14 protein-coding genes and 1 other RNA gene are annotated in these 16,202 nt (G+C 39.3%); 7 read left to right on the plus strand and 8 right to left on the minus strand.

Annotated features, from left to right (window positions below):
* Positions 1-2: 2 nt before the first annotated feature.
* Positions 3-581, minus strand: coding sequence for a 1-acyl-sn-glycerol-3-phosphate acyltransferase (locus EZL74_RS12795; protein ID WP_240034603.1), 579 nt, complete (start codon positions 579-581; stop codon positions 3-5).
* Positions 582-612: 31 nt separating this feature from the next.
* Here EZL74_RS12795 and EZL74_RS12800 point away from each other — a divergent pair, with 31 nt between their 5' ends.
* Both EZL74_RS12800 and EZL74_RS12805 read left to right on the plus strand, forming a co-directional pair.
* On the plus strand, positions 613-1,275 hold the full coding sequence (locus tag EZL74_RS12800; protein WP_131477062.1) for a spermidine synthase: 663 nt from the start codon (positions 613-615) through the stop codon (positions 1,273-1,275).
* Positions 1,275-1,994: a potassium channel family protein gene (locus tag EZL74_RS12805; RefSeq protein WP_131477063.1), complete on the plus strand. Its 720-nt coding sequence runs from the start codon at positions 1,275-1,277 to the stop codon at positions 1,992-1,994. The genes EZL74_RS12800 and EZL74_RS12805 overlap by 1 nt, the downstream gene beginning before the upstream one ends.
* Before the next feature lie 16 nt (positions 1,995-2,010).
* Here EZL74_RS12805 and kdsB read toward each other — a convergent pair whose 3' ends face one another.
* The gene (gene kdsB / locus EZL74_RS12810) at positions 2,011-2,742 is read right to left on the minus strand and encodes a 3-deoxy-manno-octulosonate cytidylyltransferase (RefSeq protein ID WP_131477064.1); all 732 of its coding nucleotides are present in this window, start codon (positions 2,740-2,742) and stop codon (positions 2,011-2,013) included.
* A gap of 99 nt (positions 2,743-2,841) precedes the next feature.
* A complete protein-coding gene (locus EZL74_RS12815) occupies positions 2,842-4,263 on the minus strand; it encodes an ATP-dependent DNA helicase (protein ID WP_131477074.1) in 1,422 nt (473 codons plus the stop codon).
* A gap of 139 nt (positions 4,264-4,402) precedes the next feature.
* Here EZL74_RS12815 and EZL74_RS12820 point away from each other — a divergent pair, with 139 nt between their 5' ends.
* A complete protein-coding gene (locus tag EZL74_RS12820) occupies positions 4,403-5,215 on the plus strand; it encodes a DUF3822 family protein (RefSeq protein WP_131477065.1) in 813 nt (270 codons plus the stop codon).
* Complete coding sequence (gene rsmD / locus EZL74_RS12825) at positions 5,212-5,796, plus strand: 16S rRNA (guanine(966)-N(2))-methyltransferase RsmD (protein ID WP_131477066.1); 585 nt, start codon at positions 5,212-5,214, stop codon at positions 5,794-5,796. Before EZL74_RS12820 ends, rsmD begins: the two co-directional genes overlap by 4 nt.
* On the opposite strand, the gene EZL74_RS12830 is transcribed toward rsmD, so the two are convergent.
* Together EZL74_RS12830 and rnpB are read right to left on the minus strand one after the other, a co-directional pair.
* The gene (locus EZL74_RS12830) at positions 5,797-6,465 is read right to left on the minus strand and encodes an FAD-binding oxidoreductase (RefSeq protein WP_131477067.1); all 669 of its coding nucleotides are present in this window, start codon (positions 6,463-6,465) and stop codon (positions 5,797-5,799) included. It abuts the gene before it with no gap.
* 76 nt (positions 6,466-6,541) lie between these two features.
* Positions 6,542-6,850: RNase P RNA component class A (gene rnpB, locus EZL74_RS12835), an RNA gene on the minus strand.
* Positions 6,851-7,050: 200 nt separating this feature from the next.
* Between rnpB and dnaX the strand changes: the two genes are divergently transcribed.
* Both dnaX and EZL74_RS12845 read left to right on the plus strand, forming a co-directional pair.
* Positions 7,051-8,133: a DNA polymerase III subunit gamma/tau gene (gene dnaX, locus EZL74_RS12840; RefSeq protein WP_131477068.1), complete on the plus strand. Its 1,083-nt coding sequence runs from the start codon at positions 7,051-7,053 to the stop codon at positions 8,131-8,133.
* A gap of 65 nt (positions 8,134-8,198) precedes the next feature.
* Entirely contained in the window at positions 8,199-8,801 is a 603-nt protein-coding gene (locus EZL74_RS12845) for a DNA polymerase III subunit gamma/tau (RefSeq protein ID WP_240034604.1), read from the plus strand.
* Positions 8,802-8,829: 28 nt separating this feature from the next.
* On the opposite strand, the gene EZL74_RS12850 is transcribed toward EZL74_RS12845, so the two are convergent.
* Genes EZL74_RS12850 through EZL74_RS12860 form a run of 3 tightly spaced genes read right to left on the minus strand, consistent with a single transcriptional unit; the run spans position 8,830 to position 12,353 of the window.
* A complete protein-coding gene (locus tag EZL74_RS12850; RefSeq protein ID WP_131477069.1) occupies positions 8,830-9,720 on the minus strand; it encodes a Ppx/GppA phosphatase family protein in 891 nt (296 codons plus the stop codon).
* Positions 9,721-9,744: 24 nt separating this feature from the next.
* Entirely contained in the window at positions 9,745-11,865 is a 2,121-nt protein-coding gene (gene ppk1 / locus EZL74_RS12855) for a polyphosphate kinase 1 (protein WP_131477070.1), read from the minus strand.
* 2 nt (positions 11,866-11,867) lie between these two features.
* On the minus strand, positions 11,868-12,353 hold the full coding sequence (locus EZL74_RS12860) for a SixA phosphatase family protein (protein WP_131477071.1): 486 nt from the start codon (positions 12,351-12,353) through the stop codon (positions 11,868-11,870).
* A gap of 618 nt (positions 12,354-12,971) precedes the next feature.
* On the opposite strand from EZL74_RS12860, the gene EZL74_RS12865 reads away from it, so the two are divergent.
* Positions 12,972-16,202 (plus strand): hypothetical protein (locus EZL74_RS12865; protein ID WP_131477072.1); only part of this gene is annotated, 3,231 nt, incomplete at its 3' end.

Genomic DNA, 16,202 nt, shown 5'->3' on the forward strand with positions numbered 1-16,202 from the left:
TTTTAAACTTGAAACTGTCTCTCGGGAAACTTGCCTTGAGCTTCTTTAAAGTGAGGTAAAATAAGCTCCATATCCGCTTCATAATTACCGGAAACATAGAATGGGTTACCAATTCTGACTTCTTTTTTGGCATAATCAAATGCCACCGGAATGATGGGAACACCGGCTTTAAGAGCTATGTAATAAAATCCTGTTTTGAGTTGGGTCACTTTCTTGCGTGTGCCTTCAGGAGCTATAGCCATTCTGAAAACCTCACGGGAATTAAAGACGTCTACTATAGAGTCTACCAAATTTTTACCGCCGCTTCTGTCTAAAGGTGCTCCTCCTATGCTTTTGAAATAATACCCAAACGGAAAGATAAAAAGTTCTTTTTTTCCCACAAAGTTCATCTCCAAACCAATAATTCCTCGGGAAAACAAGCCCAGAAAAAAATCAAAATTAGACGTGTGAGGCATAACCATTAGCACACATTTTTTGACTTCCTCTTCTATTGTTCCGATAATTTTCCAACCCAATATCCGGAAAAAAATAAATTGGTACAATCGTCTTTTCACTTGTTTTATTTTGTGTAAATTTAACATTTATCCCCTACTTTTGAGAAAATTATTTTCGATGTTGCAAAAACTATTCAGCTATTTTCTTCCGGTAAATGTGTATAAGAGAAATTCAAAGATAAGCAAGTCTCTGGAAGTCACCTGGAACAATGGGCAGTTGGTACTGGATAGTAAACACACCAATTATTCTTATGGCAGCCTGCAGCGCATTTTGAGAAAAGGACTGAAATATATAGGATTTGATCGCATTCGAAATTTTGAAAGCATATTGGTATTGGGTGTTGCCGGTGGTAGTGTAATCAAAACACTGGTAGACGAAATCAAATTTACCGGCAAAATAACCGGAGTTGAAATTGATGAACAGATTATTGATATTGCCAAAGAGTATTTTAAACTCGATACCATCCCTAACTTGGAACTGGTGATTGACGATGCGTTTGAATTTGTGCTAAAAACCAAACTGACTTACGATTTAATCATCATTGATATATTTGAGGATACAAAAATGCCTAACTTTTTGTTTGAAGACTTTTTCATCAACCGAATCAACTCATTGCTCAACCCTCACGGATTTATCTTGTTCAACACCATGGTAATTAACAAGGAGCACAAAGAACGAAACTTGAATTATAAAAATAAATTCAACGGCAATTATTCGCTGCGAATGTATCCTAAAGTAGAAGAACACAACGAATTGTTTACCATTAAAAAACTGGCCTGATGAAACAATTTTTAAAGAAACTTTTGCTGGGTAAAATTACTTCGAGAGACCGAACAAAGTTTAACATCACTCCCATTCAAAAACGTATCGCAAACATACGTGCGATTTGGAACAATGACCATCAGGATGATAACGGTATAGAAAAAATTGTCCGTTTGCTGCTTTCCATATCCCAGTTGTTGTTTCCCGGTTTATATATCAAACAACTGGCACATAAAATTGGTTATGAATACCGTGATTTATCAATGGATATTTACGTGTTGCTAAAAGTGGCATTTCCATTATTAATTCTGGTGAACGATTGGCAAACTAACAAGATATTGATTGCCCTTATGGTATATGTATTGTTTGAAACCATTTTATACATTCCCACTTTGATTTTTGCCTCAGACATGCTTTCGCGACCACGTTCCTACAAACGTTCGATGTTGTTGTTATTCTTTAATTATATCGAAATCGTATTCTCTTTCGGGGTATTGTATACTTGCGGCAACAATATGAACCGCCCGTTTGAAAACTGGTACGACCCCATCTATTTCAGCATGGTGACGTCTTCCTCTATTGGCTTTGGCGATTTTGTACCGGTTACCACTTATGCCAAAATACTGGTTAGTTTTCAGGCTTTGTTCTTCTTATCGTTTGTGGTTTTGTTTCTGAGTTTCTTTACCAACAAAATCAAAAACAAAGGCTATTTTGATCACGAAAGTGAAGAATTTTAGAAATAATGATCAAGTCTCAGGAATTTAAAAAATGACGGGCTTTTTCTAAATCTTCGGGGGTATCAATACCAATGCTGACATGAGTGGTCTCGACCATTCTGATGCGTTTGCCAAATTCGAGATACCGCAATTGCTCCAGTTTTTCAGAAGCTTCGAGCGATTTCATAGGTAAACGATAAAATGCCATCAGGGCCTCTTTGCGGAAAGCATAAATACCAATGTGTTTCATATAGCGCACTCCGGCATTAGTATCGCGTGGATAAGGAATCACCGAACGGGAAAAATATAAGGCAAAACCGCTTTGGTCAGTTACGACTTTCACATTATTAGGATTGTTGATATCGTCTTGGTTTTTAATTTCTACCATTAAGGAAGCTAAATCAACTTTTCTTTCAAAATCACTTCTGAAAACCTCTATAACTTTTTCCAAAGGTTCCTTATTAATGAACGGTTCATCGCCCTGAACATTGACAACGATGTCAACCTCCAAATTCTCGACAGCTTCGGCTATGCGGTCGCTTCCACTCTCGTGTTCTTTTATACTCATGATGGCTTTGCCTCCGTTATTGAGGATTTCATCATAAATTAAAATCGAATCGGTAACTACAAAAACATCATCAAACAAACCGATATTTACAGCTGATTCATAAGTTCGGGTAATGACGGTTTTGCCTCCTAAGTCTTGCATAAGCTTAGCAGGAAAACGGGTCGAGGCATAACGAGCGGGAATGACGGCGATGATTTTCATTTTATAAAACAGCTGATTTATTTAATCTTGTTCTTCAACTTAAATGTGAATGGCTAAGTTACTGAGTTTTCTCTATCTTTTATTATTCATAATTAGTGATTATTCTTCAAAGCTCTCATTCTTAAAACCAATGAGGTAGAGTTTGTCTTTGGCACGGGTTACGGCAGTGTACAACCAACGGACATAATCAACATCAATGCCGTTAGGCAGATACGGTTGCTCAATAAATACTGTGCTCCATTGTCCGCCCTGCGATTTGTGACAAGTTATGGCATAGGAAAATTTTACCTGCAATGCATTAAAATACTCATTGCTCTTTACTTTGAGAAACTTGCGGTATTGTGCTTCGCCTTCATAATCTTTCATCACTTCCTGATACAAGGTATTGCTTTCTTCATAAGTAAGCGAAGGGGATTCACTGGTTAATGTATTAAGCAGCAGTACCGTTTCAAAAGGTTTCTGGTTTGGGTAATCGACCATTCTTACTTTTACTTTGGCAAACTTAAAACTATACAATTCCTTAAACCCAAAAATTTCCAATACTTCTATGATATCACCATTGGCAATGAATCCAGCTTCATCGGTTTCTTTTAACCAAAAATAATTATTCTTCACAACCATCAGATAATCGCCTACCGAAAGGTCACTGTCTTTGTCTAAAATCTTACTCCTGATTTGCTGATTGTACTGATTGGCTCTTTTGTTGGAACGCACTATAAAACAAGTGTCCTCTATACTGTAATTGCTGTAAGCACTTTGAATAGCATCCTGTATGTCGTAGCCATCCGTTAAACGAACAATGTCTTTGAATCCTCTTAAATGGAATTGAAAAGTATCGGCAAAAGAACTTTTTAAAATGGCTCTCAACTCGGTAGCATTATACAAAATTCCCGATCGTTCCTCCTGACGCATGACTTCATCCAACTCAATCGAAAAGACTTCTTTGTTGTAATGCATAGACAAAGAATCGGTATTCAAAGCAGGGCTCACATCCAACTGTACCGGCGGCAGCTGTGCAGTATCACCCAGTAAAATCAACTTACAATTCTCACCATTATATACATAGGACATCAAATCATCGAGCAACGAACCGTTTTCATACAACTTCGATTCGGTATTCACGTCCGAAATCATAGAAGATTCATCAACGATAAAAATGGTGTTCTTGTGTTTATTTTCTTTCATGGTAAAAGAAACGCCGCCACTTTTTGCTTTTTTCGGATAATAAATTTTTTTGTGAATGGTAAATGCTTCTTTGTTAGAATAATTAGCGATGACCTTGGCAGCCCGTCCGGTTGGAGCTAACAAGACATATCTTTTGTTGATGACCGAAAGATTATTTACTATAGTAGAAATCACAGTGGTCTTTCCTGTACCGGCGTAACCTTTTAAAACAAAAAGCTCCTCCTTATTGGTATTGGTCAAAAAAACAGCAATCTGCTGAAAAAAAACATCTTGTTTTACAGTAGGCTGAAACGGAAACTGCTTGCGTAAAACACTGTAAAACTGAGAAGAAGTCATTTGGTAATTAACTGAAAAATTGGATTTCAAATATAGGCGATTGCATCCATAAATTGGCAGGCAAAAAGTAGAAGTTATCCAAAGTTCGTCAGTTCGCTATAAATTTGTAAGTTTGCCATTCCTATAAACCAGGTAACTCATGTGGCAAAACAGCAGTGTTGTTGATAAAACCTACCAAAAACTCGCTATTCAGGTTTCACTGAACGGTTTGTCATTTGCTACTTTTGACACACTGATGAACAAACCATTGGTGATGCGTACAATTGATTTAGGCAAAGTGCACGTCACGGCCCAGATAGAAGATTTATTTGCCGAAGCTTTTCAAAAACATCCCGAACTCAGAGCTAGTTATGACGATATTGTGATTATTCACAACAACAATTTATCGACATTTGTCCCGACCGCTTTGTTTGACGAAGATTATTTGGGCAGCTACCTGCAATTCAATACCAAAGTTTTTGAAACCGATTTTTTTGCTTTTGACGAATTGCCCAATTACGAAATGAATAACGTTTACATTCCGTATGTAAATATGAACAACTATTTCATTGATCGCTTTGGGACTTTTGACTACAAGCATGCCAATACCATACTGGTAAACAAACTTCTGGAAATATCCAAAAATAATGACGAGCGCAAAATGTTCGTTCATGTGAGCGATACTCATTTTGAAATTGTCATCATTCAGAATCAACAACTGCAGCTTTACAATTCATTCGATTATAAAACTCCCGAAGATTTCCTGTATTATATATTGTTTACCGCCGAACAATTGCACCTCAATCCGGAGCACTTTAAACTAGAATTGTTGGGCAAAATTACCAAAGGAGATGCGCTTTACACCATCGCTTACAAATACGTTCGTAATGTTTCTTTATTTGACGTAAGTTTTATGTCGAATCATTTTTCGGAAACCGAAAATCGCGAGCACTTTATACTGTTACACTCATGAGAATCATTTCGGGCAAATACAAAGGCCGAAGAATAATGCCTCCCAAAAATCTTCCGGTGCGTCCTACTACCGATATGAGCAAGGAAGCCTTATTTAATGTACTGAACAATCATTTCAATTTTTCAGAGCTGAAAGTACTGGAGCTTTTTGCTGGTACCGGAAGCATCAGTTACGAATTTGCCTCGCGGGGCTGTTCGCCCATATTGTGTGTTGACGGCGACATGGGCTGTGTAAACTTCATCAAAAAAACCGCCAAGGAGTTTGATTTTGATATTACGGCACTCAAAAGTGATGTGTTCAAGTTTTTGGAAAAACACACCGGGAATTATGACATTATTTTTGCCGATCCGCCTTACGGTATGACGCAAAATGAATTCGAAAAAATCGTTGAACTCATTTTTGAAAACGAATTGTTAGATGAAGAAGGCATGCTTGTGGTAGAGCATTCAAAGTATACCAAGTTAGACCACATGGCACATTATTCCTTCCAAAAAAATTACGGAGGTTCTGTGTTTTCTTTCTTCGAATTTGAAAGGAATGATGATGAAGATGATGATTTTGAGGATGAAAACGAAAGTTAGTTATTTCTCAAAAACCAACGAATCAAAATCGGCACCTAAATCAACCAAATACTTGGTGATGTCTTTTACAAAATCATCGGGACCGCAAACGTAAAAACGCTGGCTGAAATCAACAATATTTTCAATCAGAAAATTTCGATCGATCCGCTTTCCTATGAATCCGATAGTATTTTCTCTGGTTAGTACATTGACAAAATTATTCTTGAGCATTTTTTGTAATTCCGCTCCCATGATGATGTCTTCCGAAGTTTTATTGGCATAAATCAATCGGTTTCCTTTGATGAGATTGTGTTTATACAACTCTCGAAAAATAGAAATAAAAGGCGTTATTCCCGAACCGGCTGCAATAAATACACCCGGACCCTTATATTGAATAGCCCCAAAAACGTCGTGCAAAATAATTTCAGCACCGGCATTAGTTTTGCCCAATTTGTTAGTAACCCCTTCATGATCATTGTACAGTTTAATCATGAATTCCAAATAATTCGATTCTCTTAAATTGGTAAATGTAAACGGTCGCCGTTGGGTTTTCCATTCGGGCAGGTTGATGGAAACCTCGGTAGCCTGTCCCGGAATAAAGTCAAAACCGTTGGGTTTTTCAACCACAAAACGTTTGACATCGTGAGTAATAAATTTGGCTTCAAGAACTTTAACAATATGTTCATTCATAACTACAGAAGGATTAATTTGACCAGTGAAAAACTGTGGTTTGTAACAAAGTTAGGAATTAATCAAAAAGAAGCATAAAAAAAGCAGACCTGTAAGCCGGATTCTGTCTCCACTGTTGTGGTGGGGCCTTATCATTTATCTAGACCAACAATTGCTCATTGGTTCAAGCTTCCTACCCTTCGACAACGGACGAGTAGCCCTTAAATGCCGATATACTTGGAATTTCACCGCATAGAGTTTACCTGGTTTCACTACAGCATTACCTGTACCTGCTTTCTGTTGCACTTGTCCTCGCCTTTCGACGGGCGGGCGTTACCCGCTATGCTACTCTGTGGTGTCCGGACTTTCCTCTTCAACAAGTTGAAGCGATAAGGCGGTCTGCGCGGCAAAGGTAGGAATTACGGATTAGGAATTACGAATTATGAAATTAAAATTTGGGATTTAGGAATTGATTCTAAGACTGCTCTACGATGACAAAAGAATTTGGGATTGTAAATGATGAAAGGTGAATCCATAACTCATAATTCGTTATTTGTAATTTGCAATTCGTAATTAATAATCTATATTTGTGAACACTTTTTTTCTATGGAACAATTTGTAGTATCAGCCCGAAAATACCGACCGCAAACGTTTAAAGACGTAGTGGGACAACAGGCTATTACCAACACTTTGCTCAATGCCATTGAGAACAATCATTTGGCTTCTGCCCTGTTGTTTACCGGTCCGCGTGGTGTGGGTAAAACTACTTGCGCCCGAATTTTGGCCCGTAAAATTAATCAACCCGGTTATGATGATCCGTTTGAAGATTTTGCTTTCAATGTTTTTGAATTGGATGCTGCTTCTAACAACTCGGTTGACGACATCAGGAATTTGATTGACCAAGTGCGCATTCCGCCACAAACCGGACAATATAAAGTGTATATTATCGACGAGGTGCACATGCTGTCTTCCGCTGCTTTCAATGCTTTTTTGAAAACCTTAGAAGAACCTCCAAAGCATGCGATATTTATTTTGGCCACGACCGAAAAACACAAAATCATTCCCACCATATTATCGCGTTGTCAAATTTTTGACTTTAAAAGAATCACCATTAAAGATGCCAAAGAACATTTGGCAGAAGTAGCTAAAAGTCAGGGAGTAGTATTTGAGGACGATGCGTTACACATTATTGCCCAAAAAGCTGATGGTGCCATGCGTGATGCGCTTTCCATATTTGACCGCGTAGTTTCCTATTGCGGAACCAATTTAACCCGTCAGGCCGTAACTGAGAATCTGAACGTACTAGATTACGAAACTTACATCAGCATGACTGATTTGATTTTGGAAAATAAAATTCCCGAAATTCTATTGGCCTATAATGATATATTGTCTAAAGGATTTGACGGTCATCATTTTATTGCCGGATTAGCATCGCATTTCCGCGATTTGTTAGTGGCCAAAAATCCCGCTACGCTTTCGTTGTTAGAAATGGGAGAAGCAGCACAGCAGCTTTACGGTCAACAAGCCCAAAAAGTAACTCAGGATTTCCTGCTCAAAGGAATAGATATCGCTAATGATTGTGATTTGAAATTCAAAAGCAGTCAAAATCAACGCCTTTTGGTTGAATTAGCCTTAATGCAAATTGCCTCTATCACTTTTGATGGAGAAAAAAAAAAGCTGATTTCATAATTCCGGCTACCTATTACCGCAACAATAGTTTTTCAATTCAGGAAGTACGAAGCGCAAAGAGCGACGTGCAAAATATTGAGAAAACAGAAAACACCACACCAACTGCAACATTAACTGAGGCACCGGAGGAAAAGGTTGTACCAAAATTACCAACCGCCAACCAACCAACAACCAACAACCAACAACCAACAACCAATAACTTACATACCACAAAAATTTCCGCTTTTTCTTTGGCCAGTATTAAAGCCAAAAAAGAAATAGCCGAAACATTTAAAACTACCGTTAAAGAGGACGTTCATTTACCCAACGAACCGTTTACCGAAACCGAAATGTTAGAGCAATGGCTGAAATATGCCCAACGCATGGAAGACAAAGGATTTCGGATTATTGCCTCGCTACTAACCATCAACGACCCAACATTAGACGGAACCACCATCATACATGAGTTGCCCAATGAAAGTTCAAAAATCGATTTTGAAAAAGAAAGACCCGAACTTTTGGGATATTTGAGAGGTAAACTCCACAACCACGACATTCAGATTCAGGTAAAAGTAAATGAAACTTTAGTTGTCAAAAAAGCTTTTACCAATGAAGAAAAATACAACCGTTTGGTCGAAATCAATCCAAATCTGGCTCTTTTGAAAAAGATGTTTGATTTAGATATTTAAAAAAAGTCCCGATGAATCGGGACTTTTTTTAAATCTTTTCGTAATACATGGCTTTAACTATTCCGTCTGAGAGTCCTATTTTCGGAACATACAAATGTCGGGCTCCGCTCCACTTCATGGCATTAAGGTAAATTCGGGTAGCCGGTATGATTACATCAGCACGGTCAGTATTCAACCCCAACTCGGCTATTCGTTGTTCGTAGGAAAGCGAATTTAAATATTGATATTGAGAGTTTAAGTATAAAAATGACAAAGGTTTATCCTGCAGTTTTCCTGACATTTTGAAAAGCTTATTAATATTACCACCTGAGCCAATCATGGTAATATTTTCATAATCTTCGGTTACAGTTTTAATCCATTTTTCAATTTCCTGCCACACAATATCGGTTACCATATTATTAAGCAAACGGACTGTACCATTTTTAAACGATTTGGAAGCCACCATTTTGCCTTCGGAAAATAACGAAAACTCGGTACTACCCCCACCTACATCAACATATAAATAAGTTTGATCGGTTTTCAGGAAATTGTGTAAATCTGAAGAAGCAATAATGGCCGCCTCGGTTTTACCATCTATAATTTCAATGTCAATTTCTGACTTTTCCCTGATGATGCCGGTTACTTCTTTTCCGTTGTAGGCTTCGCGCATGGCCGAAGTGGCACAGGCTTTATACTTTTCTACTTTATATACTTTCATCAAAAGTTGAAAAGCTTTCATGGCATCAACCATCCGGTCAATGTTTTCTTCCGAAATTTCACCTACGGTAAAAGCGTCCTGCCCGAGTCGAATGGGTACTCGAATCAAGGCACTTTTATTGAACTGAGTATCTTTTCCGGGTTGTTCTACGACGTTAGCAATGAGCAATCGCATAGCATTGGAACCGATATCGATAGCTGCATATTTTTTAATTGAAATCATATTCTTGGTTCAATACTGATGCGTTTATAATTTGTCTTGAATTACTTCCAAACGATCGCGGTAGTAATTATAAGTTTCGTGCTGTGCTCTGAAAATAGGCTCCCCTTCTTTACGGGTTCGGTATTTATTCTCGAATTTTTCAGAATGGAATCGGGCTTTGACGTTTCCTTTCCAACCAACATTAAAGGTGTCTATAATTTGCTTTTTGATTTCAGGATCATAAATAGGACATGTAACTTCTACCCTTCCGTCTAAATTTCGCGTCATGAAATCAGCCGAAGAAATATAAACCTCGGGATCATCATTATTACAGAAAATGTAAGAACGCGTGTGCTCTAAAAAGTAATCAACAATACTCACGGCTTCAATATTTTCACTCATTCCTTTAACTCCCGGAATCAAGGAACAGATACCGCGCACCTGCAATTTGATTTTTACTCCGGCATTGCTGGCTTCGTACAATTTATCAATAATAGGATAATCTGAAAGGCTGTTCATTTTTAAATTAATATACGCCGGTCGGCCTACTTTGGCATTATTGATCTCGCGGTCAATCAGTTTGTAAAACTTAGAACGAGTGTAATGCGGGGAAACAATCAGGTGCTTGTAACGGTGTATTCGGTAATTAACATCAAAGAAATCAAAGATTTTATTGACGTCTTTCAAAATTTGTTGGTGACTGGTGAACAGGGTTAAATCGGTGTAAATCTTAGCTGTAGTTTCGTTAAAGTTTCCGGTAGAAATAAATCCGTAACGCTTTAATTTTCCGTCTTCAATCCTGTCTATGACACATATTTTACTATGTACTTTTAGGCCTTTGATTCCAAAAATGAGCTCGATCCCTTCTTGCTGCATTTGCTCGGCATAGGATATATTACTGGCTTCGTCAAAACGGGCCTGAAGCTCTATTTGCACAATAACTTTCTTGCCGTTTTTAGCCGCATTGATAAGTGAACTTACAATTTGCGAATTTTTGGCCAAACGGTACAACGTAATTTTTATTGAGGTTACTTTCGGATCCAAGGCTGCTTCTCTGAGGAATTTAATCAAATACGAAAACGACTGAAACGGTGCGTTTACCAGATAATCTTTTTTGGCAATGCGGTTTAAAATACTGCCATCCAAAGAAAGTCCTTCAACCGGAAGTGGTATTCTTGGCGGGTACAGCAAGTCAAATCTTCCTAAATTTGGGAAACTCATATAATCGCGGCGGTTGTGGTATCTACCCCCCGGAATTATACTATCTGAGGCATCAATCCCCATTTTATTCAGGAAAAATTTCAAGGTGTCTTTATCAATATTTTGGTCGTACACAAAACGAACGGGCTCACCTATTCTTCTGTCTTTTACTGAAGTGGCAATCTTCTCGAGCATACTTTTACTCATGTCACTGTCAATATCGAGCTGAGCATCACGGGTAATTTTTATCATATGAGCAGAGATGCTTTCGTAATCAAAAATATTGAAGATACTGCTCAGGTTGTATCGTATCACATCATCCAAAAGCATCAAATATTGTTTGCCGTCTTTGTTAGGAAGTTCTACAATTCGGTTAGTATTTTTGGGGATTTCGATAACAGCATAACGCACCTCGGGTTTTACTTTTTTGACCAAGCCTAACATTTTGGGTTTCGCTTCTGTTTTCATAACCAACTTCACAGCCAAATAACCCGAAGTATCTTTTAAAAGTGGAAATTCAGCCAAATCGTTAAGGATAATGGTAACCAGTTCCGGACTTATCTTTTGGATAAAAAACTCTCTGACAAAATTTTCATGCTCTGCTGAAACTTCGGTTTCATCAACAATGATGATGTTCTGCTTGACAAGTTCGTTTTCTATTATTTTCAGTACTCTTAAACTTTCGGCTTGTTGTTTAATGACGATTTCGGTTATATCTTTAACCAATTGCTGCGCTGTAATACCCCCCAAAATTTTTTCACCGGTAGCCCCGGATAAACTCAACCGGCGTATAGCCGCAAATCGCACCCGGAAAAACTCGTCTAAATTATTTGAAAAAATACCTATAAAGCGAAGTCTTTCTAACAAAGGAACCGCTTCATCAGCGGCTTCCTGTAACACTCTGGCATTGAATGCCAACCAGCTTTTTTCTCGATCTATATAGCGAAAATTATGTTCTGTACTCATACTTATTTTAAATCTCTTGGGAAAACGACTTTTTTAGTGACTCCGTTTTCAATGTGACTCCAACTTTGATTTTCAAATATAATATTTACAAAGCCCGAAGTAGTAACATTATCAATAAAAACAGTTCCAAATTTATTGACAAAATTTGTAACAGCCTCATTGTGTCCAAAAACGATTAAATGATCATATTCATCAGGGCAGGATTTGATAATTTGTTCCAGTTTTCTTTCGTCAAAAGTATACAGTTCTTCTTTAAACACTATACTTTCAACAGGAAACGAAAGGTTTTGCGCGAAAATAAGAGCGGTTTCCGAAGCGCGTTTAGCAGCACTACTCCATACTAAAAATGTTTTCGGGATATCATTGATAACTCTGGTTGAAACCAAATGAGCATCTTGTATACCCTTTGCCGTCAGAGGCCGGTCATAATCGCGAAGTGGTGCTTCCCAACTTGATTTAGCATGGCGAATAAGAATGAGCTGTTTCATAATTGAACTTTTTTAGAACATAAATTTAAGCCAATTATATGTATAATAAAAGAAACAACCTCAAATCATTTTTAAGAAATGAATGAATGGCATCTATATTAACTCATTTCATGATAAAAACCACATTAACTGTCAATAGTTTTAATAGCTTTATTTTCTAATTAAATGTTAAAAATTAAAAAATGTTATAAACAAGATATTGTTGATAATTTAATGTAGTAAAAAACCTTATAAAAATGTTAATTAATGCTTTTTATCTATAAAATTATACATTTTGTCGATGTTTTTTTTGGTTGTTTAAAAAACATACATTACTTTCGAACTGTTAAAACTGTCATTTTATTAAAATTATAACCCTTAAACCCCAAATAATATGTCAAAAATTAAACAAAAAACACGCAGAATTCGCTATCCCAAAGCGATGGATTAAAAGAAAAATGTCATTTGGTCGAGTTTTCAAGTCGTTTACAGAGAAAATAGATAAATAAAGTTCCCCAGCGGTACTTTTGTTAACAAATTATAACCCGAACATCTATTCTACCACAGCGCCTACAACAAAATAACTCTAAGCCCATAATGCTAGTTTTCAAAAAATTATTTTTTACTAAACCTAATCGTATGAAATCAAAATCTACTATTACACAAAAACTGCTTGCGTTTTTGATATTTAGTTTACTAAGTATATCAATGACGTATGGACAGTCTTTTCCACCAGCAAGTACTTCATGTACCTCAAAAGACCTTGAAGTCGTTGCTGCTAAGCTAACTGGTGGAGATTTATGTAACTCTTGTGCTACAGCAACTCCTTTAACGAGAACACTAACCCTGTCAATCAACAACACTACTGGTTCAACCAGAGGAGCGTTTGCCTTTTGGGGTACTCTGGAGATTTACAGTGGTACAACGGGTGCGTTAATTTCGTCTGTTACTCGAACAGGCTGTGGAGGACCACTTCCCGGAGGAGCAATTACTTCTCTTGATTTTGGACCAATCACCTATAATTGTGGTGATGTAATCAAGATCACCAATCTATGGGAGGCGTGGACTACTCCAGGTGGGACATGTCCCATAAACCCAAATGATATTTCTCCAAAATGTGGAAAATTACCATCCATAACCGTTAATGGCGGTGTGAATGGCGAATTTGCTCTAACACCATCTCAATGTGGTTCTGCTACCGGAGCTATTGACTTAACTCCAACAGGAGGAACGGCTCCGTTTACTTACACTTGGACTGCTTCCAACGGAGGTGCAATACCTGCCGGTCAATCAACCAATCAAGACCTCACCGGTTTAGTACCTGGTGACTACACCGTGATAATCAAAGATGCAAACGGATGTACAATAACCAAATCAAGAACCATTACAGCAACTACCCCTGCTGTTCCTGTATTTAATTCAACTTCTGATATAACAGTAGCCTGTGGTGCTGCAACTACCAGTTCATTAAGCTATACCAACAGTGGTTCGGGCTCTTGTCTAATCAGTGGGTCTGTTACTTCTACATTAAGCTCTCAGACACCAGCAGGTGTTTGTGGTGGCACCTTAGTTGAAACATGGACATACACTGATGCCTATGGAAGAACCATTACCAAAACCAGAAACATTACCGTAAGCCCGGCAGCTTTACCTATCATGACAGCTCCTGCCAATACAACAGTAGCTTGTGGGGCACTTCCGGCACCTTCTACCATTGCTTTCTCTAACGGATTAAACGGTGGTTGTTTAATCAGCGGTACTTCTAATCCGTCTACTTTCACCGCTACACCTGGTGCTTGCGGTGGAACGGTAACCGAAACTTGGACGGCTACCGATTCTTGCGGTAGAGCTTTGGCTCCGGTGTCAAGGACCATTACTATAAGCCCGGCTGCTTTGCCTACCATGACAGCTCCGGCTGATACAACTGTAGCATGTGGAGCTCTTCCGGCGCCTTCTACCATTTCGTTCTCTAACGGATTAAACGGTGGTTGTTTAATCAGCGGTACTTCTAATCCGTCTACTTTCACCGCTACACCTGGTGCTTGCGGTGGAACAGTAACTGAAACTTGGACCGCTACCGATTCTTGCGGCAGAGCTTTGGCTCCGGTGTCAAGAACCATTACCGTAAGTCCTGCAGCTTTACCTATCATGACAGCTCCTGCCAATACAACAGTAGCTTGTGGGGCACTTCCGGCACCTTCTACCATTGCTTTTTCTAACGGATTAAACGGTGGTTGTTTAATCAGCGGTACTTCCAATCCATCTACTTTCTCCGCTACACCTGGTGCTTGCGGTGGAACAGTAACCGAAACTTGGACCGCTACTGATTCTTGCGGTAGAGCTTTGGCTCCGGTGTCAAGAACCATTACCGTAAGTCCGGCTGCTTTGCCTACCATGACAGCTCCTGCCGATACAACAGTAGCTTGTGGGGCACTTCCGGCACCTTCTACCATTGCTTTTTCTAACGGATTAAACGGTGGTTGTTTAATCAGCGGTACTTCTAATCTGTCTACCTTCTCAGCAACACCTGATGCTTGTGGAGGAACGGTAACCGAAACTTGGACGGCTACTGATTCTTGCGGCAGAGCTTTGGCTCCAGTGTCAAGAACCATTACTGTAAGTCCTGCAGCTTTACCTATCATGACAGCTCCTGCCAATACAACAGTAGCTTGTGGGGCACTTCCGGCACCTTCTACCATTGCTTTCTCTAACGGATTAAATGGTGGTTGTTTAATCAGTGGTACTTCCAATCCATCTACTTTCTCCGCTACACCTGGTGCTTGCGGTGGAACAGTAACTGAAACTTGGACCGCTACCGATTCTTGCGGCAGAGCTTTGGCTCCGGTGTCAAGAACCATTACCGTAAGTCCTGCAGCTTTACCTATCATGACAGCTCCTGCCAATACAACAGTAGCTTGTGGGGCACTTCCGGCACCTTCTACCATTGCTTTTTCTAACGGATTAAACGGTGGTTGTTTAATCAGCGGTACTTCCAATCCATCTACTTTCTCCGCTACACCTGGTGCTTGCGGTGGAACATTAACTGAAACTTGGACCGCTACTGATTCTTGCGGTAGAGCTTTGGCTCCGGTGTCAAGAACCATTACCGTAAGTCCGGCTGCTTTGCCTACCATGACAGCTCCTGCCGATACAACAGTAGTTTGTGGGGCACTTCCGGCACCTTCTACCATTGCTTTTTCTAACGGATTAAACGGTGGTTGTTTAATCAGCGGTACTTCTAATCTGTCTACCTTCTCAGCAACACCTAATGCTTGCGGAGGAACGGTAACAGAAACTTGGACGGCTACCGATTCTTGCGGCAGAGCTTTGGCTCCTGTTTCTAGAACTATTACAATAAGTCCGGCTGCTTTGCCTACCATGACAGCTCCGGCTGATACAACTGTAGCGTGTGGAGCTCTTCCGGCACCTTCTACCATTTCTTTCTCTAACGGATTAAACGGTGGTTGTTTAATCAGCGGTACTTCTAATCCGTCTACCTTCTCAGCAACACCTGGTGCTTGCGGTGGAACGGTAACCGAAACTTGGACGGCTACCGATTCTTGTGGCAGAGCTTTGGCTCCGGTGTCAAGAACCATTACTGTAAGTCCGGCTGCTTTGCCTACCATGACAGCTCCGGCTGATACAACTGTAGCGTGTGGAGCACTTCCGGCACCTTCTACCATTGCGTTCTCTAACGGATTAAATGGTGGTTGTTTAATTAGTGGTACTTCCAATCCGTCTACCTTCTCAGCAACACCTGGTGCTTGCGGAGGAACGGTAACTGAAACTTGGACGGCTACCGATTCTTGCGGAAGAGCTTTGGCTCCGGTGTCAAGAACCATTACCATAAGTCCGGCTGCTTTRCCTACC

Origin of the sequence: Flavobacterium silvisoli (assembly GCF_004329815.1) — a bacterium.
GTDB classification, from domain to species: Bacteria; Bacteroidota; Bacteroidia; order Flavobacteriales; family Flavobacteriaceae; genus Flavobacterium; species Flavobacterium silvisoli.

What these genes read in the sequence shown, in the direction of transcription:
- EZL74_RS12795 (WP_240034603.1), bottom strand. Translation starts at nt 581, where the DNA reads ATGTTAAATTTACACAAAATAAAACAAGTGAAAAGACGATTGTACCAA.
- EZL74_RS12830 (WP_131477067.1), bottom strand. Translation starts at nt 6,465, where the DNA reads ATGAATGAACATATTGTTAAAGTTCTTGAAGCCAAATTTATTACTCAC.
- EZL74_RS12815 (WP_131477074.1), bottom strand. Translation starts at nt 4,263, where the DNA reads ATGACTTCTTCTCAGTTTTACAGTGTTTTACGCAAGCAGTTTCCGTTT.
- ppk1 (WP_131477070.1), bottom strand. Translation starts at nt 11,865, where the DNA reads ATGAGTACAGAACATAATTTTCGCTATATAGATCGAGAAAAAAGCTGG.
- dnaX (WP_131477068.1), top strand. Translation starts at nt 7,051, where the DNA reads ATGGAACAATTTGTAGTATCAGCCCGAAAATACCGACCGCAAACGTTT.
- EZL74_RS12860 (WP_131477071.1), bottom strand. Translation starts at nt 12,353, where the DNA reads ATGAAACAGCTCATTCTTATTCGCCATGCTAAATCAAGTTGGGAAGCA.
- EZL74_RS12850 (WP_131477069.1), bottom strand. Translation starts at nt 9,720, where the DNA reads ATGATTTCAATTAAAAAATATGCAGCTATCGATATCGGTTCCAATGCT.
- EZL74_RS12800 (WP_131477062.1), top strand. Translation starts at nt 613, where the DNA reads ATGTTGCAAAAACTATTCAGCTATTTTCTTCCGGTAAATGTGTATAAG.
- kdsB (WP_131477064.1), bottom strand. Translation starts at nt 2,742, where the DNA reads ATGAAAATCATCGCCGTCATTCCCGCTCGTTATGCCTCGACCCGTTTT.
- rsmD (WP_131477066.1), top strand. Translation starts at nt 5,212, where the DNA reads ATGAGAATCATTTCGGGCAAATACAAAGGCCGAAGAATAATGCCTCCC.
- EZL74_RS12820 (WP_131477065.1), top strand. Translation starts at nt 4,403, where the DNA reads ATGTGGCAAAACAGCAGTGTTGTTGATAAAACCTACCAAAAACTCGCT.
- EZL74_RS12805 (WP_131477063.1), top strand. Translation starts at nt 1,275, where the DNA reads ATGAAACAATTTTTAAAGAAACTTTTGCTGGGTAAAATTACTTCGAGA.